Source organism: Candidatus Phycosocius spiralis (assembly GCF_030158815.1).
Classification (GTDB): Bacteria; Pseudomonadota; Alphaproteobacteria; order Caulobacterales; family Aquidulcibacteraceae; genus Aquidulcibacter; species Aquidulcibacter spiralis.
The window spans coordinates 51,291-69,219 of sequence record NZ_BPFZ01000016.1 but is presented as its reverse complement, the minus strand read 5'-3'; the positions used below and the strand labels follow the sequence as shown (position 1 = coordinate 69,219).

Below are 17,929 nucleotides of genomic sequence, written 5' to 3'. Positions count from 1 at the left end.
CCTCACAGCGCAATCGGGAATATCCCACCGATTATGTTGGCAATCTCAGCCGGTGACACCAGCCCACCGGACACGAGCAAGGCCAAAGACTCTAGGCCAAAGCGGCCCAACGATGGGTAGCAGTGCAACAAGGCCAAAGACTCTAGGCCAAAGCGGCCCAACGATGGGTAGCAGTGCGGGTACACTAGGCAATCCCAAAGGTTAAACACCCGTTTGAATTGTGAGCGACTTCATAAGTAAATTCGCCGTCTTCACTAGCAAAATGCATCGGTAGTCTTCACAAAAAAACATACACCAAAATCTATAAAGGTAAGGATTTTAGCTCATTTATCGGGTCAAGTAAAAATGCAAAACCTAAGGCGTATGTAACACAGAATTATAAGACTTGAGATCTTTCTCAAACTCCAGCAAAACAAGATCATGCCCTTTTGTCATGGTGGGGTCATCGTGAATGTCCGTCATCAAGATGTGGTTGCCAGTGGCGCAATAGCCGCGGCGTTTGTAAAACTCAATCAATTCATGGCGCTGCTCAACCACCGTCATCTGCATTTTATGGGCGCGAAAATTGGTGCGGGCCGCCGCTTCGGCTGCGGCTAAGAGTTTTTTGCCAATGCCGCTGCCTTGGGCTTTGGGTTCAACGGCAAACTTTCCAAACAGGCACTTGGTCATCGAAGTGAAGTCTTGAGTACGATCTAGGCGTTTGATGGCAACACAGCCCATCAGGCCTTGAGAGACAGAGTTTGCAACCAATAAAATCTGTTCGGGATCGTGCATAAGAGCTGTGATTTCCTCAGGAGTACTACGATCACCATCAATAAGGTCAGCCTCGGACGTCCAGCCTTGCCGACTTTCTTCCCCACGATAGGCACGCTGCAACAACCCAACAATATCTTCAATCTGCCCTGCGTGCGCCCGTTTGATCTCAATGTCTGTCATGAATGTCCTCAAGACTATCTCTCGATTTTGGGAGACTTAGTTGCGTGTAGACGGGGGTATCAATGGGCTTGCCAGTGTTTCATCCACTGGACCACCATCGGGAAACACAGCTGTTAACAACCTTTGGGCATGCTCTAATTTAGCCAAAGCGGCCTCAAATTGTGAGCGCACGTCAGGGCTAAGCAAAACTGACTGGCTTTGACTGGACCCGATCGCGTCTAAGGATTGGGATAGGGGAAAAATTGGGGTTCTATCCACCGCCCCTAAAGCTTCACGTGCAGAATTGGGGGAGGATATTTCAAAAGCGGGTCTTAAATCCTTAGTATGAACCCGCGATCCCCGCGCGCGAACAAACGCGACGCCTTGGGCTTTAATCAGTTTCTGCACACCGATGATTTGATAGCCATCCTCATACAATAAGGCCCGGATACCGCGCAAAAGTGCCATATCTTCTGGCCGATAATTTCGCCGACCCCCTGCCCTTTTAAGCGGCTTGATCTGTGGAAACTTGCCTTCCCAAAATCGCAACACATGTGCAGGCACACCAAGAAGTTGCGCAGCTTCAGAAATAGTCCGAAATGCCAGCTCACTTTTCTCTTGCCCAGTCACGTTGTTATTTAGCCTTTTTCAACCCGCTCCCGCATGAGTTGGGAGGCCTTAAAACTTACCACCCGTCGTGCTGAAATGGTCGCCTCAACCCCTGTTTTTGGATTGCGACCAATCCGCGGGCTTTTCGACCTTACCGTGAAATTGCCAAAGCGTGCCAGCTTGACAATGTGACCCCGCTCTAATGTTTTAACCAAATGCTCAAGCAAGGATTCCAATAAATCAGAACAATCACTGCGAGACAATCCAACTTCCCGCCCCAAAGCTTCAATCAAATCTGCGCGAGTTAGCGTTTTCCCCACGTTTACCCCCTACCAATGCTACAATTGAAGTGCAGTGATGCATCCTATGATGTCACCATTCCCTCAATCTATTAGTCTATTAAACTCTATTTATACAATACGTCCAGCCCCCTTAGAGGCGTAAAAGCGAGGCACCCCATGTAAACCCACCTCCCATCGCTTCAAAAAGCACTAAATCACCGATTTTAATCCGTCCGTCCTTGCGGGCCAAATCGAACGCAAGTGGCACCGAGGCAGCGGATGTGTTGCCGTGCTGCATGACTGTGGTGATTACTTTATGCTCATCCAAGTTCAAGCGACGTGCCACGCCTTCTAAAATGCGGCGATTAGCCTGATGGGGGACAAACCAGTCAATATCGTCCACCTCTACACCGGCCTGAGCACAACATACAGAGATGGCCTCAGAAATGTTTCCAACGGCATGGCGAAACACAGCCTGCCCTTGCATTTTAAGTTTACCAATGCGCCCGCCCTGAGAAGCGCCCCCATTGACATAGAGGAGGTCTGCATGGCGGCCGTCGGCACGTAACGCATGGGCTAATAACCCACGACCTTGAGACGTTGCAGCGACAGAAGTACCCATGACCATCGCCCCGGCCCCATCTCCAAATAACACCGCAGTTGTACGATCAGACCAATCCAGTATCCGTGAAAAAGTCTCCGCCCCAATCACCAAGGCAGTTTTGGCTTGTCCCACTTTCAACAGCGCATCGGCAACTGTCATCGCGTAGACAAATCCTGAACACACGGCTTGAACATCGAAAGCAGAGGCCACAGGAATGCCAAGCTGCGCCTGAATTAAGGTTGCGGTAGCTGGAAAAGTGCGATCGGGGGTTGAGGTTGCGCAAACAATTAAATCAACATCGGAAGGTTCAAGGCCTGCATCGGTCAGGGCAAGGCGGGCGGCGTGGGTGCCTAGCGTCGCTGTGGTTTCTAAAGGCCCAGCAATGGCACGCTGTTGTATTCCCGTGCGTTCTTGAATCCAAGCATCGGTTGTATCCATCATGGCTTCCAATTCAAGATTGGTAACAATACGTTCAGGCAGATAGGCACCACTGCCCAAAAAAATCGATTGTCGCGTCGTGATTGGTGTAACCATAGCTATAGCCCTAATCCTAATCCGACACGGTCAATGTGGTTTTCATCGCTTGGGTTGGGATCTGGGTTTGGGCGCGCGCCGCACTTAACCGCTTTAGATTATCACTGACCTGGGTGATATAAGAGCTCGCCGCTAACCGGGCAGCCACCCGCAGCGCGTTCGCAAAGCCGCGGGCATCGGTGCCACCATGAGATTTGATGACCAATCCATTGAGTCCTAAAAACACCCCACCATTAGAGCTACTGGGGTCCATTCTATGTTTAAGGCGCTTAAGTCCCGCAGAAGCCAATAATGCCCCCAAAACCGATAAAGGCCCAGATGTGAGGGCTTCCTTCAAAAATCCACCCACCAGACGGGCCGCCCCTTCGGCGGTCTTTAAAGCAATGTTACCAGTATACCCGTCTGTGACGACCACATCGGTTTTCCCCATCGAAATATCATTGCCTTCCACGAAGCCATACACTTCAAGGTTTAAAGTGGTCCCAAAGAGGCGCAATAAACGCATGGCTTCGCGGATATCGTCATGACCCTTGACATCCTCTGTACCCACATTGAGGAGGCCAATGCTCGGGCGCTCAATCGCGTATAAGGCACGGGAGAAAGCCTCACCCATAATGGCAAAATCAACCAATTGATCTGGATCTGAATCAACATTAGCCCCGACATCGAGCACAACACATTGACCTTTTGGAGTTGGCCAAGATGCCGTTATGGCTGGACGATGCAGCCCCTCTATCGTGCGCAATTGTAAATGGGCAACCGCCATCAAGGCCCCAGTATTGCCTGCGGAAACACAAGCACTTGCTTCCTTGGCTTTCACACTGGCAATGGCATTCCACATACTGGTACCACGTTTGCGCATGGCCTGACTTGGCTTGGCATCCATTGGCACAATATCTGATGTGTGGTGCACCTTACTCGTGGCCTTGGCGGCTGGAAGCTCATCCAAATAGCTTGTAATCAATGATTCATCGCCGTGCAGCACAAAGCGTGCGGCAGGATATTCGCGCGCGAAAAGATCAACTCCCCTTAGAATAGACTGGGGGGCATGATCGCCCCCCATGGCATCGATCGAAAGCGTTAACCCAAGTGTCATCCCATCTCCTTGGGCCTTGGCCCGTGCGCCAATTCGGTCAAACACATGCAGCGCAGATTTTTGCGCAACCCTATAGAACATACCTCAAAAAACACACGAGATATTTCATGTGCGCTTGTAGCACCGCGACAGAATTAGCTATCCACGTGGCAAAGGTACCTCCCCACGCAAGAGAATTTCATCATCCGTCTCTTCAAGGTCAAGCGCCCAATTACGAATCCGTGTTGCCAAAACGGTGGCGAACGCCGACGGATGAGTGGGTTGATCGAGAACATGGATACCGATGGCGGCTGCTAAAACCTGTATTTCTTCTTCACCTTTAAGCATCAACGCACCGTGATAGACCGCAATCCGGCCATAAAAACTCTCAGCCAACTTTCTGATTCGCTTGCCAACCGACAAATCACCCACCCCAAGCTCGCGCAAAGCGTGATCAAGGGCTGAAAAAAGAATGTTGAAGACCTCTTGAGCTATCTCCTCAGCCTGATCACCGCGCTTAGAAAGCCTGCCAAATAGAACCGATGCATGCAATGCTAACAGCTCAAAACGGCCATCGGGGGTATCAGGCACACGATCTAACCCATAAAGATTGGAGTCACGCGCAGCCAAACTCAGCTGATCATAAATTGCGCGCGCATGGCGTTTAAGGGATTGATTGCCAAAAAGTCGGGAAAGCATAATTTACCTTTGCAATTGAGCAATTTCTTTAGATCAAGTAGGAAATAAATGAAATCAGCTCCGCCGTACGGGAGACAGATACTTCCTACTCCCTTGGGCTTGAACCCTATGTTGGGGAGAGCTAGGTCAAGTGCATAAAGTCACATAAGCGACGTGTTGTGCAAAACGCAGCCACATTGCCTTAATTTGATGCCAATTTCTAGCTATGCTTGAAGGTAATATAGAGGCGGCTGTGTCCGCAAAGTATGATTAAAAAGGATGATTAGCATGCAACACCCCACCTTTCTTACAAGCACCTTATGTGCCTGCTTGTGCCTTTTGAGTGCCTGCACGGGGGTTGTGGATCGTCGTGGTTTTCTAGCAGATGAAAGCCAATTGGCCCCCTTTCAAGCGGGTGTGGACACCAAGGAGAGCGTATTAACCCGGATGGGCAACCCATCCCAAACCGGTACTTTTGATGAGCAGACCTGGTATTACATGTCGGAGATTCAAAAACAGACTGCATTTTATCGCCCTAAAACCAAAGAACGATCGATCGTCGCGATCTCCTTCGATGACAGCGACAAAGTGGCAGGTGTGCGCAAATACGGTTTGGCCGATGGGCGTGTCATTGCCTATGATCGCCGACGCACGCCGACGCGGGGACGTGAAGTGACTTTTTTGGAACAGATTTTTGGCTCAATTGGCCGCGCACCCATTCAATTGCCTGGTTCGGATCCTAATTTACCAACTTCAGCTGGTGGGCCGCGGCGGCAATGAACCTCATGGCCGCTGCCCCTGTAGAAGAATGACAACCATCTTTTAAGCAGCTTGTGCCACAACCTTATTACGCCCACTGCGTTTTGCGACATAAAGTGCTTCATCGGCACGTTTTAAAAGGGCTTCAAAATCGAGTTCACCCGCATGCCCAATGGCGACACCCACCGAGCATGTAATGTCGAGAACTTGGCGCCCGGCTCCGACCTTAAACATGCCCTCTTCAATCGATGACCGTAAGCGCTCGGCAATCATGGTGGCATCTGCGGCATTGGTATCGGGCATAATGACTACGAATTCCTCACCCCCATAGCGACAAGCCAGGTCTCTTGGACGAAAATTGGAGGCTAGACGGAGAGCAAATTCTCGAATAACGTCATCGCCTGCATCATGGCCAAACAAATCATTGACCCGCTTAAAAAAATCAATATCGACGATTAAAACAGCGACCGGTGGCCCGCCCCGTGCTGCACGCGCCAGAAGCCCTTTGAGCTGGCTCTCCATATAGCGCCGATTATGAAGTCCCGTTAGCTGATCGGTCACAGCCAATTCCATGCTGGAATCAACCATCAGCCGCAAATGCTCGAGATGGCGTTTGCGCCGGACGAGCGTGCGGGTGCGGGCCAATAATTCTTCATCATCAATAGGTCTATAGATGAAATCATTGACACCAACTTCCAATGCCCGCAACGCCCGCACTTTCTCATCCGGCTCGCAAATGGCAAGGATAGGCAAATTACGTGAGTTTTCTTGGCCCCGGACATGAGCGGCAAGGCGCAATCCATCAAAGGATACACCAGAGGCAGAAATAATCATCAATTCTACCGTAGATTGCCCCATTGGGCCTAAATCGTTGGCATCTTGCATCAACATAGGCCGTTGTTCCACATCGAGAATTTTTTTCAATCGTGCAGCACGACGCGGATCATCCTCCACAACAAGGATGCGTGCATTAAGCCCAAGGTCACGATTTAAAGACCCCTCAATCACCCCAATACGGCGTCCCGCAGCCTCGCGCAGTCGCAATTCATCGGCGCTGGATTTAAACCGCGCCAGCGACTTAACGCGCGCAAACAAGGTCACATCATCGATCGGTTTGGACAAAAAGTCGTCGGCACCAACAGCCAAACCCTTAATGCGATCTTCCCGCTGGTCCAAAGCTGTCACCATAACCACAGGAATATGGCGGGTAGCTGAGTCTTCTTTAAGTCGGCGGCAGGTCTCAAACCCATCAAGACCCGGCATCATGACATCGAGGAGAATAACATCTGGATTGTCGCGCAATGCCTTGAGTATGGCTTCTTCACCAGAATTGGAGGTGATAACAGTATAATATTCGTGCTGCAGCTTGGCCTCCAGCAAGCGCACATTGGGTTCGACATCATCGACCACCAAGACACGCGCAGTCATGATTGCATCCTCATGATCTAACCGATGAACTTACGTACAACACCGATAAAGGTGGCAACCGAAATCGGCTTTGAGAGATAATCCTGACAACCGCCCTCTCGGAAGCGCTCCTCGTCACCGCGCATGGCGAAAGCCGTCACCGCAATGATGGGAATATCGGCCAGCTCGTCATCAGCCTTCATCCACCGTGTGATGTCAAGGCCTGAAATTTCAGGCAATTGAATATCCATCAAGATCAAATCGGGCCTATGTGAGCGTGCCAGCTCTAGCGCCTGCAATCCATCGCGCGTTTCGATTGTACGATAGCCGAAGGCAGCCAAGAGGTCACGAAATAGCCGCAAGTTGAGTTCATTGTCCTCAACAATCATGACAGTTTTTTTCGGCTTGGACTCCTCCAACGACCGGTCGGTCTCCTCAGGTGCGACTGACGCCGCCATACTCCGCTCCAATCTTTTGCTTAGCGTGACCCTAAGCTTAATCTATGCTTATATCGCACGGGAGTTAATCGAGCCTTGCTAAGTCTATGTCGCGATTGTTTTTGTCAGGGGCAAACACATACCCCTGCGAGCATGACGCCCCTTGCAAGCACGATGCGCTGTGGCTCGTGCGGATCGAGGCGGCTGATCTACCATGATCAACTCAACGATTTAGCCATCGCCCATATCGATTGCGATGCTTTTTTTGCCGCGATCCATAAACGCGATCAACCCGAACTGCGCGATAAGCCTGTTATTGTAGGGGGTGGTAAGCGCGGGGTTGTGGCAACATGTTGTTACATCGCGCGCGCATCAGGGGTTCGCTCTGCTATGGCGATGTTTAAAGCGCTCAAGCTTTGTCCCCAAGCCCATGTGGTTTCACCCAATATGGCGCTTTACAGCCGCGAAGGGCGTGCCATCCGCCATGCCATGCAGGCTTTGACCCCTCTGGTGGAGGCGGTCTCAATAGATGAGGCCTATCTTGATTTGACAGGTACCCAACGTGTGCATAACGGGCCCCCAGTGGAAACCCTCGCACGGTTTCAACACAAAATCGAAGTGGACATGGGTCTTACTGTTTCCATCGGCCTTTCTCATAATAAATTCTTGGCCAAGACTGCCAGTGAGTTGGATAAGCCACGCGGCTTTGCCATCATGACTCAAAGCGATGTGAAAGCTATTTTGTGGCCAAAGCCTGTCTCCTTTTTGCATGGGGTTGGTCCGTCCTTGGCCAAAAGACTGGAGAGGGACGGATACAGGCAGGTTGGGGATCTAGCTGGTGCACCTCCTGGGCAATTGGCAAGTCGTTATGGCGAGCATGGCGACCGACTGGCTCTAATCGCGCATGGCATAGATCATCGCCGCGTGGAGACTGACAGTGAACGCAAATCGATTTCCTCAGAAACCACTTTCCACCACGACTTGAAGCTTCATAGTGATTTAGAGCCCATCTTAATTCGCTTATGTGCTAAGATTGGGCAATTGAGCCGTGCCAAAGGCTTAGCTGGGCAAGTTGTCACCCTTAAGCTCAAAACAAGTTCATTCAAATCGATCTCGCGGCGGGTGACTCTCAAAGATCCCACAGCAACCGGACGGGTGATTTTGGATGCTCTAAAACCAATGCTGACCCAAGAGATTCCCAAAGGCCCATTTCGTTTGATGGGGGTAGCTTTATCAGGTTTTGCCCTATCCGATCTAGCCGACAGGGGGGACTTATTGTCCAAGCACGCACCCAAGCACGCCGCCCTTGAACGTGCTATGGATGGGATTTTGGCCCGTTATGGTAAGGGCGTGATCAAAACGGGTGGGTGAAACCAAACCCGATCGCTGTGCGTATGTAAAGAAGGCTATAGGAGAATTAAATGGCCAAACCGAACCGCTTTCGTGTCGAAAAAACCGAGGCAGAATGGCGCGCCATTCTTACCCCCGCCCAATATCAAGTCGCCCGACAAGAAGGGACTGAGCCCGCCTTTACCTCCCCTCTGAATGCTGAAAAGCGTGAAGGCATTTATCATTGTGTTGGGTGTGGGTCCAAACTCTGGTCAAGCGTTGATAAGTTTGATTCAGGGACTGGCTGGCCAAGCTTCTCAAGACCCATTTCCCAGGATGCTGTGGCAACCAAAACCGATTGGAAGTTGCTTTACCCACGCACCGAATGCCATTGCGCGTCATGTGGTGCCCACCAAGGCCATGTGTTTCAAGATGGCCCACCCCCAACTGGCCAAAGATGGTGCATCAATGGTGTGGTTTTAATCTTTAAGGCGAAAAAATGAAGCCGACACAGTTAAGCAGTTAAGATGACACTACACAATTAAGCCGAAACCATAGTGTCGCAGCTTCAAGCTGAGCACATAAGCTTTATCCCCAATCCAAAGCCGAACAATGTGCATCACTATGTCGATTGCGTTTGTGATATGACAAAACACTTATTCAAAGCTTGTTAAAGATGACGCATGCGTCAGCGGGGATGACAAAATCCTGAAATTGTGGCGCTATGGCCGCAATGGACTGATCAAAATCAGCCCGGCTTAGGGAGATGTTCAATGGCTGATGGCAATTTTAATCCCACAGAATATACATCGATCCAAGATTTTCATGCCGAGCGTGCTTGGTCTGTCCCGCTCGAAGAGATCGACATGTCGATGCATGAGCTTTGGACGCATGATTGCCATTGGTCTTATTTTGAGCGCTTGCGTCAACAAGCGCCTGTTCATTGGTGCGAAAGCAAAGAAGCACGTATCGGCGGTTATTGGTCAATCACCCGCTATCATGACATTATGGCAGTGGATATCAATCATCAGCAATTTTCCTCTGATGCCTTTCTTGGTGGGATCACAATCGTCAGCTTTGATCAGGATTTCATACTGCCGATGTTCATCGCCATGGACCCCCCCAAGCATGATGCCCAGCGCAAAATTGTGCAGCCTATTGTTGGGCCAGAGAATTTGGCCAAAATGGAAGCGACAATACGTGAACGCGTCAATTTGATTTTTGACGAACTGCCGATCGATGAAGAGTTCGATTGGGTGGATAAAGTCTCAGTTGAGTTGACCACGCAAATGCTGGCTACGCTCTTTGACTTTCCTTGGGAAGATCGGCGCAAATTAACCCGCTGGTCGGATGTAACAACCGCTCTGCCCGTTCCAGGAGGCATCGTCGAGACCGAAGATCAACGCAGAGCTGAACTTTTTGAATGCTTAGCCTATTTCACCAATTTGTGGAACCAACGCGTCAATCATGCTGATGGCACAGATTTGATCTCGATGCTGGCACGTGGTGAAGCCACTAAAAATATGGAGCCACGCGAATATCTTGGCAATTTGATGTTGTTGATCGTTGGAGGCAACGATACCACGCGTAACTCTCTAACCGGTGGGGTTTACGCTTTATCAAAATTCCCAGAAGAAGCCAAAAAATTGCGCGACAATCCTAATTTGATACCGAACATGGTCTCAGAAATCATTCGATGGCAAACACCTTTAGCACACATGCGCCGCACTGCTGTGGAGGACGTAGAAATGGGCGACAAGCTGATTAAAAAAGGTGATAAAGTTGTTATGTGGTACGTTTCGGGCAATCGCGACGAAACTGCGATTGAGCGGCCAAATGATTTCTGGATCGATCGGCCGCGCGCGCGCAACCATTTGTCATTTGGTTTCGGCATTCATCGCTGCGTTGGTAATCGTTTGGCCGAAATGCAAATCCGTATTGTTTGGGAAGAAGTGTTGAAACGCTACTCTGCCATTGAAGTGGTTTCAGAACCCCGCCGACTTCGATCTTCGTTCGTCAAGGGATATACTTCTATGCGCGTGATTTTACGCCGTTAGCGCTTCGTCTTTACCGTTCTTAGTATGAGACTGCGCAATGCCGGTGTAAGCTGTGGGGGGTAGTTGAGTTCTTTCGAGTTTTCCCTTATAGCCGCGCGTTCAAGAATTTCATGCGTCGCCCATCAGGTTGGTGGCGCCTCTTTTACATACCCAAGAACGGAGACCGGGAATGACCGGCATTGTGATCAATGTTGAAGTGCGTCAGCACACAGGTACCGGTGGTGCTCGCCAGACCCGCCGCGAAGGCTTTGTGCCAGGTATTCTCTATGGCGGCGAAAAAGGCCCAGTTGCTATTGCCGCTTCGGCCAAGGATTTGCTCAAAGCCATTCGCTCGGGCAAGTTTTTGGCCCATATGGTCGATTTGCATCATAGTGGCGAAAGCCAGCCCGTGATCCCACGTGATGTGCAATGGGATCCTGTAACCGATCTACCCGTCCACTTTGACCTTTACCGTGTGGATGAAGCGTCAGTGATTTCCGTGGAAGTGCCGGTTCACTTCCTAAACCAAGACACCTGCCCAGGCATCAAAAAGGGTGGCACACTCAATGTCGTCAGCCACACGGTTGCTCTAGATGTGCCAGCAGGTAAAATCCCTGAAGAATTGGTCATTGACCTGGCTGGGCGCGATATCGGCGATGTGATACACATTTCTGCTGTGCGTATGCCCGATGGCGCGCGCCCAAGTATTCGCGATCGCGACTTCACCGTTGCCACATTGAGTGGTCGTGGCGGCAAGCAAGAAGACGCAACCGAAGAAGCCTAAGCAAGCTTGGGTGTACATTCTTCAAAAGCCTCGGTATCAGCCGAGGCTTTTTTGTTTTGAGATTGAGGAAATGTGATGTTTTTGCTGGTCGGCTTAGGCAATCCAGGTAGCAAATATGCCAGAAACCGTCATAATATCGGCTTCATGGCCGTCGATGAGATTGCGCGCCAGTATCATTTTGGGGTCGAACGCAGTCGCCTGCAAGGTCTGGCGCGCGAAGGTGTGATTGAGACAGAAGTGGGCCCGCAAAAGATTATTCTGGTAAAGCCTCAGACCTTTATGAATGAAAGTGGTCGCTGTGTCGGTGGTTTTATGACCTACCACAAGATTACCTTGGCTAAAGTCATCGTTTTTTACGACGAGGTGGAACTGACGCCTGGTCGGTGTCGGGTCAAACTTGGTGGCGGCACGGCTGGCCATAATGGATTGCGTTCCATCGTAGCCCAATCAGGGGCAGGCTTTAAGCGTGTCCGGCTTGGTGTTGGCCACCCGGGGCGAGAAAAAATGTTGAGCCATGTACTTGATGATTTCTCAACCTCTGAGATGACTTGGGTCGATACATTGTGCAACGCGGTCGCCCGGACAACCCCCTTACTGCTGGAAGACAAGCATGACGCTTTCCAAACCAAAGTCTCCACCCTTGCCCCTCCCCCGCCGGTACCTGCTTGGCTGCGCGGTGGGGATGCTTTTGAGGATTGAGCCGCCATGTTGAGACCGAGTGCATTTTTGTGAGGCTTTCTCTATGAGCGTCCATCACCTATTCTCAACTTCCGCCGAGAGCGCCAATTCTGCAGATCTGAAAGACAAACCCGATGGGATTTAAATGTGGTATCGTGGGTCTGCCCAATGTTGGCAAGTCCACCCTTTTCAATGCGCTGACCAAGACCGCTGCCGCACAAGCGGCCAATTATCCGTTTTGCACCATAGAGCCCAATATTGGCGAAGTTGCGGTTCCTGAACCCCGTCTCACCACCCTAGCTCAAATTGCAGGATCAAAAGAGATCATTCCAGCGCGCATGAATTTTGTGGATATCGCAGGCCTGGTTCGCGGTGCGTCGAAAGGGGAAGGTCTTGGTAATCAATTTTTGGGCAATATTAGAGAATGCGACGCCGTACTCTATGTTACGCGCTGTTTTGTGAATGAGGATATCACCCATGTTGAAGGGCGTATTGATCCTTTGGCCGATCTTGAAACGGTTGAGACCGAATTGATGTTGGCCGACCTTGAAAGCTTGGAGAAGCGCATCCCAAGCCTCGAAAAGAAAACCAAACAGAGCGATAAGGATGCTAAACTCTCCCTCGAACTCTGCCTTGAAGCCAAAAAACTGCTCGATGAAGGTAAGCCCGCACGCTTGTTCATCCCACCTAAAGAAGACCAAAAAGCCTATGATATGTTGCAGCTTTTAACGGCCAAGCCCGTGCTTTTTGTCTGTAATGTCGATGAAGCCTCCGCCGCCACTGGAAATGAATTTTCAGCCAAGGTTGAAACCTATGCCAAAGCGCATAATGCCAAAGCGGTGGTTATTTGCGCGCAAATGGAAGCTGAGCTTGCTGCCCTTAAGGATGAAGAGGCTCAAGAATATCTGGAAGCCGCAGGCCTTGATGAACCCGGCCTCAACAAGCTTATTCGCAATGGCTATAGCCTCTTGGGCCTGCAAACCTATTTCACCGTTGGCCCCAAAGAAGCGCGCGCTTGGACCATTCACCAAGGCTGGACCGCACCCAAGTCAGCGGGTGTTATCCATGGCGACTTTGAAAAAGGCTTTATCCGAGCAGAAACCATCAATTATGAGGATTATGTGGCTTTCAAAGGCGAGAATGGGGCCAAGGAAGCTGGAAAAATGCGCTTGGAAGGTAAAGAATACATCGTCAAAGACGGCGATGTTATGCATTTCCGCTTCAACTCTTAAGAGCCCAAGCCCCAGCCTAACCGTGATAACCACCAAGCCCATCGCCCACGATGTTGGAGAGCAATTGCAGCTCAATTTCACGTCGGCGATAATCGACGATCAAGGTTTCCACCCGGCTTAGAACGTCCATGCCAACCAGCATGGCTGGGGTCGATGCAAGTCCCCAGAGGTTGAAGACAGGGGCATCGGCCGCGACGACTGTCATCTTGCTGATGGCGAGGCCCAACATATTGATCTCTGGAAGATTGGCCCATATGCCATTGAGATGTTGATTGGTTATGCCGAGAATTACAGGGGCCTCATGCGCCCGATTACGGCGCACGGCGCGGGCGCGAAGCGCGTCCATAAGCGCCAGATTGATGATGGTGGTATCCCCACCTGTATCCAAAATGCATTTAGCCTTGACGCTGCCAATTTTGCCTTCCGCTTCAATCAGAAGGCCATGGCGTAGTTTAACCTCGACGGCAATCGGTAGTCGGCGGCCACGACGCTTAGAGGCAGGCTCTAAGTCAACGCGTTTAGAGGTAAAATTAAAGCGAATGCGCCGATTGGCAAACATATCCATGCCCAAAATGCCATCGAGCTTATCCAGGGATGGGGCATCCAGGATCGCAACGGGTAAGTCGTTAGAAATGGATCGGCCCGTCTCTATTTGGCCGATGCGGGCAAAACGGGCTTCGGCTACGCCGGTGACGCCATGAACCATGCGCGACGGCAATTCGGTTAATGCCAAAAGGCTGGCCACGCGCGGACTTAAGACCGACGTGTTGGACCCTGTATCGACAACAAACTTAAAAGGTCCTTTGCCATCGAGTTTTACATCAGCGGTTGGACGACCATAAAGGTCAATCCACGTCTGCATGGTGACAATCGGTGTTTGGCCTTTGACAAGAATGGAATCTGCACTTGGGGGTGGGATACTCTGCGCCAAGGCTGCACTTACATATAAGGATTGTCCTAAGGTCGGGAGAGCAAGGCCCGCTAAACCGCTTAGAAACTTCCGACGCTCCATAGGTCCACCGTCTTTCATCCCACTTGTGTTCCCCCGCTTGTTACACCATGTACTGCAAGGCCAGCATGATCTCTTTTTCCTTGTCCAACAATCAAAATCCTTAGTTCTTAAGCGACAGGCTATCTCAAGGCGTCCTCGAGGGCCGCAATGTCAGAGATTTTTGCATGAAATGCTGTCCAATCATCACGTTGAGCAATGGGTTCCCAAAGGGCTTCGACTTCCGTGATATCCAAACTGACGGGTTCTGGCTGTTCAAAGTAAGGATGGGCCAGACGGCCAAGTCTATCGGGTTCAATGCGACCCAACAACCTATGCCAGACGTCAAAATCTTTACCAGCATAAAGGTACCGTCTAGGTCCCGCTAATGCCCGCGATTGACTGGCGAGCCCACAAAACCAATCATGAAAAAACCCATCCCAGGAAACGCCACTGCGCGCCATAAAGGCAAACATGGCATCAAGCATGGCCGCACCATCTGCAGCTTGGCTTGGCACTTGAAGACCAAGGCGGGTTAAAAAAGCGTGCTTTTGCGCTTCCTCAAAGGCAGGGGGGTAGGCGCGAATGGCTTGAGTTAAGGCTTCGACATCGCAAATGAATTTTAAAGCGCAGGCTAATTGCTTGAGGTTCCAGAGGCCCGCTTCAGGTTGGCGGCCATAGGCATAAAGACCCGTTTGATCAAAATAGGCGGCGGTGAAATTGCCATCTGCAACGGGTAAGAATCGCCACGGTCCATAGTCAAAACTCTCACCTGTGACATTCATATTGTCGGTGTTTAAAACGCCATGGACAAAGCCTGACGCCATCCAGCTTGCCACCATTTTTGCTGTAGCTACTGCGATCTCTTGCAATAAGCCTGCGACGCGCGCTTCGCCATCAAAAGATAACAAATGCGGGTAGTAAAGCGCGATGCAATGATCCACCAAAGCTTCAATACCTTCTTTGGACTCAAAATAGGCGTGGCGCTGAAAAGTGCCAAAGCGGACGTGACTATGTTGAAGACGCACCAAGACCGCAGACCTAGTGGGGGAGGGTTCATCCTGGCGCACAAGTGCTTCGCCGGTTTCAATCAGGCTTAAGGCCTTTGATGTATTCACCCCTTGGGCTTGGAGCATGCGTGCCGCCAAGACCTCACGTACCCCGCCTTTAAGGGTCAGGCGGCCATCGCCTTGACGCGACCAGGGTGTTTGGCCTGACCCTTTGGTTCCCAAATCCAAGAGCCGTCCCGATTGATCGCGTAGCTGACCAAACAAAAAGCCACGCCCATCGCCTAATTGGGGATTATAACTGCGAAACTGATGACCATGATAGCGCATGGCCAGTGGCGGTTGAGCCATATCGGGCAAGGCTTGAAACCGGCCAAAATGATCGATCCATTCGACATCGGTTAATGTCTCTAGTCCAACAGAAGCCGCAGCCTCCTGATCGCGCCACACCAAGCGAAGGCTTGGAAACGATGCTGGCGTCACTGGGTCACTGAACGCCTGCCCTAAGGCAACAAATTGAGGGTCTGGTCGATAATGGGGTGAGAAGGGCATCAGATATTAGGTCCCGCCACACCGGCCTCTGCAAACGTCGCCATGCCAGCATGGCAGCCAATGGCAGCCTTGATAATCAACACCGCCAAGGCAGCCCCGGTACCTTCGCCCAGCCGCATACTCAAATTCAACAAAGGCGATTTCCCAAGTCGGTCGAGTAAGGCTTGATGACCAGGTTCTGCCGACACATGGCCAATGATGCAATGGTCTAAGGCCTGTGGGTTGAGTTGGTGCAAGATCGCCGCGGCAGCCGTTACGGCAAACCCATCCAATACAACTGGGATGCGCTGGAGGCGGGCGGCTAAGATTGCCCCGGCGATGGCAGCAAATTCGCGCCCGCCAATTCTTGCCAGCACGGTGAGGGGATCATGCGGGCCCTCCCCCAATCGAGCAACAGCTTTGGCTACCGCTTCCTCTTTGGCGCGTCGCACATCGCCACTGACGCCACTTCCAGGCCCAGTCCATGCACCAGCTTCACCCCCAAAGAGTGCCAAGGCAATGGCTGCTGCGACCGTTGTATTGGCGATACCCACTTCACCCAATACCAAAAGGTCAGTCCCTTCGGCTAGAACCTCCATGCCATAAGCCATGGTAGCCACACATGCCTTGGCGGTCATGGCGTCCTTTGTCACGATATCAGGCGTGGGTTGGCCAACCGCCAAGTCATAGACCTTTAAGCCGGCACCTGCTTGTTGGGCTAAAACAGAAATCGCCGCACCCCCTGCAGCAATCGCTTCGATCATCTGACGTGTAACCGATTGAGGATAGGCTGAAACGCCGCGCGCCGCGACCCCATGGTCACTGGCAAAAACCGCAACAATCGGGCGAATAACCTGTGGTGGGCTCTTGCCGGTCCAAGCCGAGAGCCACATCGAGATATGCTCCAGCCGTCCCAAGGCACCTGGTGGCTTAATCAATTGGCTTTCACGGCCTATGGTTCGGGCACTGGCTTCTTCGTCCGGGCCGGGCAGATCGGTGATTAAAGCTCGAATATCATTGAAAGGGTTTTGGGCTTCAAGAATAGAATCATGGGGCATAAAGTTGATCTAGCGCGCGATATGCCATTGAGTAAGCCCAATGACAGCCTATAAACGCAGCCTCATGGTGCGGCTTTTGCGCCACAGTTTTAGCACTTCAACTCAAGATCAAGTAATATGATCTCGAAATCTTGCGCAGTTCATTTAAGAGAAGTGCAGGAACGCCATTTCCCCATTGACCAAAGCCGAGTCGCGCCATGCGCATTATTGATGATGCCAGAATTTGCTTGATATTCTTTACGCGATTGCCTGTCACTTGGCCTGAAGATTTACCGCGTGAACGCATCACACGCGCTTTCCAAGCCGCCCCTGTGGTAGGCCTTGTCACCGGCTTCATCGGGGCATTGGCTTACGGGCTTGGTATGTGGCTGTTTGACGGCAGCGTCCACATTGCTGCGACCCTTGCTGTAGCAGCGCAAGTTTTAACCACAGGGGTATTTCATGAGGACGGCTTTGCCGATTTTTTCGACGGCATTGGAGGTGGAAAATCCATTAGTGAGCGGTTGGAAATCATGCGCGACTCACGCATTGGCACCTTTGGCGGCACAGCCTTGTTGTTGGCCCTCATCCTGAAGATTTTTTTGATTGCCGAAATCGCCCAATCTTGGCAAGCTGGACTATGCCTGATTATCAGTGGCACTATGGGGCGCACCGCTTTGGTCCATGTCATGACCTTGTTACGCCCAGCAAGTGAGGATGGGATTTCGGCCTCCGCGGGCCAGCCAACACCCTCAGAAGCCACCACCGCAACAATCATCGGAGCCACCATCAGTGGCGTTGCAGTCCTTCTAGCATTTCAATTCAGTTTCATCGGTCCTGCTTTTGGTACGGTCCTTGGCACGATATTGGGAGCTGGAACCATTGCCTTAGCTGCGCGCAAGTATTTGGGCGGCCAAACGGGGGATGCCTTGGGCGCATGCGCCACTACTGCTGAATTGGGTGCCTTAGCAGGATTGGTTGCTTTAATCCCTGGCTTTGGGGCTTAAA

The 17,929-nt window shown here is 51.4% G+C and carries 19 protein-coding genes; 8 read left to right on the top strand and 11 right to left on the bottom strand.

Features of this window, described 5'->3' with window-relative positions; translation table 11 throughout:
- Positions 1–354: 354 nt before the first annotated feature.
- From PsB1_RS10885 to PsB1_RS10860, 6 genes are all read right to left on the bottom strand, one after another.
- Positions 355–936, bottom strand: a complete 582-nt coding sequence (locus tag PsB1_RS10885; protein ID WP_284361411.1) for a GNAT family N-acetyltransferase — start codon at positions 934–936, stop codon at positions 355–357.
- A 36-nt stretch (positions 937–972) separates the two neighbouring features.
- Positions 973–1,545: a MerR family transcriptional regulator gene (locus tag PsB1_RS11965; protein ID WP_420887915.1), complete on the bottom strand. Its 573-nt coding sequence runs from the start codon at positions 1,543–1,545 to the stop codon at positions 973–975.
- Positions 1,546–1,553: 8 nt separating this feature from the next.
- Positions 1,554–1,844, bottom strand: a complete 291-nt coding sequence (locus PsB1_RS10875) for an integration host factor subunit alpha (RefSeq protein WP_284361409.1) — start codon at positions 1,842–1,844, stop codon at positions 1,554–1,556.
- A gap of 112 nt (positions 1,845–1,956) precedes the next feature.
- A complete protein-coding gene (locus tag PsB1_RS10870; RefSeq protein WP_420887916.1) occupies positions 1,957–2,931 on the bottom strand; it encodes a beta-ketoacyl-ACP synthase III in 975 nt (324 codons plus the stop codon).
- Positions 2,932–2,959: 28 nt separating this feature from the next.
- Entirely contained in the window at positions 2,960–4,120 is a 1,161-nt protein-coding gene (plsX, locus tag PsB1_RS10865; RefSeq protein ID WP_284361405.1) for a phosphate acyltransferase PlsX, read from the bottom strand.
- A gap of 57 nt (positions 4,121–4,177) precedes the next feature.
- Positions 4,178–4,717 (bottom strand): ubiquinol-cytochrome C chaperone family protein, encoded by a 540-nt coding sequence (locus tag PsB1_RS10860; protein WP_284361403.1) that lies wholly within the window; start codon positions 4,715–4,717, stop codon positions 4,178–4,180.
- Positions 4,718–4,984: 267 nt separating this feature from the next.
- On the opposite strand from PsB1_RS10860, the gene PsB1_RS10855 reads away from it, so the two are divergent.
- On the top strand, positions 4,985–5,476 hold the full coding sequence (locus tag PsB1_RS10855; RefSeq protein WP_284361401.1) for an outer membrane protein assembly factor BamE: 492 nt from the start codon (positions 4,985–4,987) through the stop codon (positions 5,474–5,476).
- 42 nt (positions 5,477–5,518) lie between these two features.
- On the opposite strand, the gene PsB1_RS10850 is transcribed toward PsB1_RS10855, so the two are convergent.
- The gene (locus PsB1_RS10850; RefSeq protein WP_284361399.1) at positions 5,519–6,883 is read right to left on the bottom strand and encodes a PleD family two-component system response regulator; all 1,365 of its coding nucleotides are present in this window, start codon (positions 6,881–6,883) and stop codon (positions 5,519–5,521) included.
- 17 nt (positions 6,884–6,900) lie between these two features.
- The gene (locus PsB1_RS10845) at positions 6,901–7,320 is read right to left on the bottom strand and encodes a response regulator (RefSeq protein WP_420887914.1); all 420 of its coding nucleotides are present in this window, start codon (positions 7,318–7,320) and stop codon (positions 6,901–6,903) included.
- 75 nt (positions 7,321–7,395) lie between these two features.
- Between PsB1_RS10845 and PsB1_RS10840 the strand changes: the two genes are divergently transcribed.
- The 6 genes from PsB1_RS10840 to ychF all read left to right on the top strand — a co-directional run bounded on the left by PsB1_RS10840 (position 7,396) and on the right by ychF (position 13,358).
- Positions 7,396–8,670: a DNA polymerase IV gene (locus PsB1_RS10840; RefSeq protein WP_284361397.1), complete on the top strand. Its 1,275-nt coding sequence runs from the start codon at positions 7,396–7,398 to the stop codon at positions 8,668–8,670.
- A gap of 50 nt (positions 8,671–8,720) precedes the next feature.
- Positions 8,721–9,131, top strand: coding sequence for a peptide-methionine (R)-S-oxide reductase MsrB (gene msrB / locus PsB1_RS10835; RefSeq protein WP_284361394.1), 411 nt, complete (start codon positions 8,721–8,723; stop codon positions 9,129–9,131).
- 270 nt (positions 9,132–9,401) lie between these two features.
- A complete protein-coding gene (locus PsB1_RS10830; protein WP_284361391.1) occupies positions 9,402–10,685 on the top strand; it encodes a cytochrome P450 in 1,284 nt (427 codons plus the stop codon).
- A 169-nt stretch (positions 10,686–10,854) separates the two neighbouring features.
- Positions 10,855–11,448 carry a 50S ribosomal protein L25/general stress protein Ctc gene (locus PsB1_RS10825; protein ID WP_284361388.1) on the top strand — a complete coding sequence of 198 codons (594 nt, stop codon included), beginning with the start codon at positions 10,855–10,857 and terminating at the stop codon, positions 11,446–11,448.
- Between the two features lie 75 nt (positions 11,449–11,523).
- Positions 11,524–12,147, top strand: coding sequence for an aminoacyl-tRNA hydrolase (gene pth / locus PsB1_RS10820; RefSeq protein ID WP_284361385.1), 624 nt, complete (start codon positions 11,524–11,526; stop codon positions 12,145–12,147).
- Positions 12,148–12,260: 113 nt separating this feature from the next.
- Positions 12,261–13,358 (top strand): redox-regulated ATPase YchF, encoded by a 1,098-nt coding sequence (ychF, locus tag PsB1_RS10815; RefSeq protein WP_284361384.1) that lies wholly within the window; start codon positions 12,261–12,263, stop codon positions 13,356–13,358.
- Between the two features lie 16 nt (positions 13,359–13,374).
- Here the strand turns inward: ychF and PsB1_RS10810 are convergent, their stop codons facing one another.
- The 3 genes from PsB1_RS10810 to cobT all read right to left on the bottom strand — a co-directional run bounded on the left by PsB1_RS10810 (position 13,375) and on the right by cobT (position 16,942).
- Complete coding sequence (locus PsB1_RS10810) at positions 13,375–14,388, bottom strand: retropepsin-like aspartic protease (RefSeq protein WP_284361382.1); 1,014 nt, start codon at positions 14,386–14,388, stop codon at positions 13,375–13,377.
- A 101-nt stretch (positions 14,389–14,489) separates the two neighbouring features.
- Positions 14,490–15,905, bottom strand: a complete 1,416-nt coding sequence (locus PsB1_RS10805; RefSeq protein ID WP_284361380.1) for a protein adenylyltransferase SelO — start codon at positions 15,903–15,905, stop codon at positions 14,490–14,492.
- On the bottom strand, positions 15,905–16,942 hold the full coding sequence (gene cobT, locus PsB1_RS10800) for a nicotinate-nucleotide--dimethylbenzimidazole phosphoribosyltransferase (protein WP_284361377.1): 1,038 nt from the start codon (positions 16,940–16,942) through the stop codon (positions 15,905–15,907). Before cobT ends, PsB1_RS10805 begins: the two co-directional genes overlap by 1 nt.
- 197 nt (positions 16,943–17,139) lie before the next feature.
- Between cobT and PsB1_RS10795 the strand changes: the two genes are divergently transcribed.
- Entirely contained in the window at positions 17,140–17,928 is a 789-nt protein-coding gene (locus PsB1_RS10795; RefSeq protein ID WP_284361375.1) for an adenosylcobinamide-GDP ribazoletransferase, read from the top strand.
- Position 17,929 lies beyond the last annotated feature (1 nt).

Coding starts and splice junctions, on each gene's coding strand:
- msrB (WP_284361394.1), top strand. CDS start 8,721: ATGGCCAAACCGAACCGCTTTCGTGTCGAAAAAACCGAGGCAGAATGG.
- PsB1_RS10855 (WP_284361401.1), top strand. CDS start 4,985: ATGCAACACCCCACCTTTCTTACAAGCACCTTATGTGCCTGCTTGTGC.
- PsB1_RS10860 (WP_284361403.1), bottom strand. CDS start 4,717: ATGCTTTCCCGACTTTTTGGCAATCAATCCCTTAAACGCCATGCGCGC.
- PsB1_RS10795 (WP_284361375.1), top strand. CDS start 17,140: ATGCGCATTATTGATGATGCCAGAATTTGCTTGATATTCTTTACGCGA.
- PsB1_RS10850 (WP_284361399.1), bottom strand. CDS start 6,883: ATGACTGCGCGTGTCTTGGTGGTCGATGATGTCGAACCCAATGTGCGC.
- plsX (WP_284361405.1), bottom strand. CDS start 4,120: ATGTTCTATAGGGTTGCGCAAAAATCTGCGCTGCATGTGTTTGACCGA.
- PsB1_RS10825 (WP_284361388.1), top strand. CDS start 10,855: ATGACCGGCATTGTGATCAATGTTGAAGTGCGTCAGCACACAGGTACC.
- ychF (WP_284361384.1), top strand. CDS start 12,261: ATGGGATTTAAATGTGGTATCGTGGGTCTGCCCAATGTTGGCAAGTCC.
- cobT (WP_284361377.1), bottom strand. CDS start 16,942: ATGCCCCATGATTCTATTCTTGAAGCCCAAAACCCTTTCAATGATATT.
- PsB1_RS10810 (WP_284361382.1), bottom strand. CDS start 14,388: ATGAAAGACGGTGGACCTATGGAGCGTCGGAAGTTTCTAAGCGGTTTA.
- PsB1_RS10805 (WP_284361380.1), bottom strand. CDS start 15,905: ATGCCCTTCTCACCCCATTATCGACCAGACCCTCAATTTGTTGCCTTA.
- pth (WP_284361385.1), top strand. CDS start 11,524: ATGTTTTTGCTGGTCGGCTTAGGCAATCCAGGTAGCAAATATGCCAGA.
- PsB1_RS10885 (WP_284361411.1), bottom strand. CDS start 936: ATGACAGACATTGAGATCAAACGGGCGCACGCAGGGCAGATTGAAGAT.
- PsB1_RS10830 (WP_284361391.1), top strand. CDS start 9,402: ATGGCTGATGGCAATTTTAATCCCACAGAATATACATCGATCCAAGAT.
- PsB1_RS10845 (WP_420887914.1), bottom strand. CDS start 7,320: ATGGCGGCGTCAGTCGCACCTGAGGAGACCGACCGGTCGTTGGAGGAG.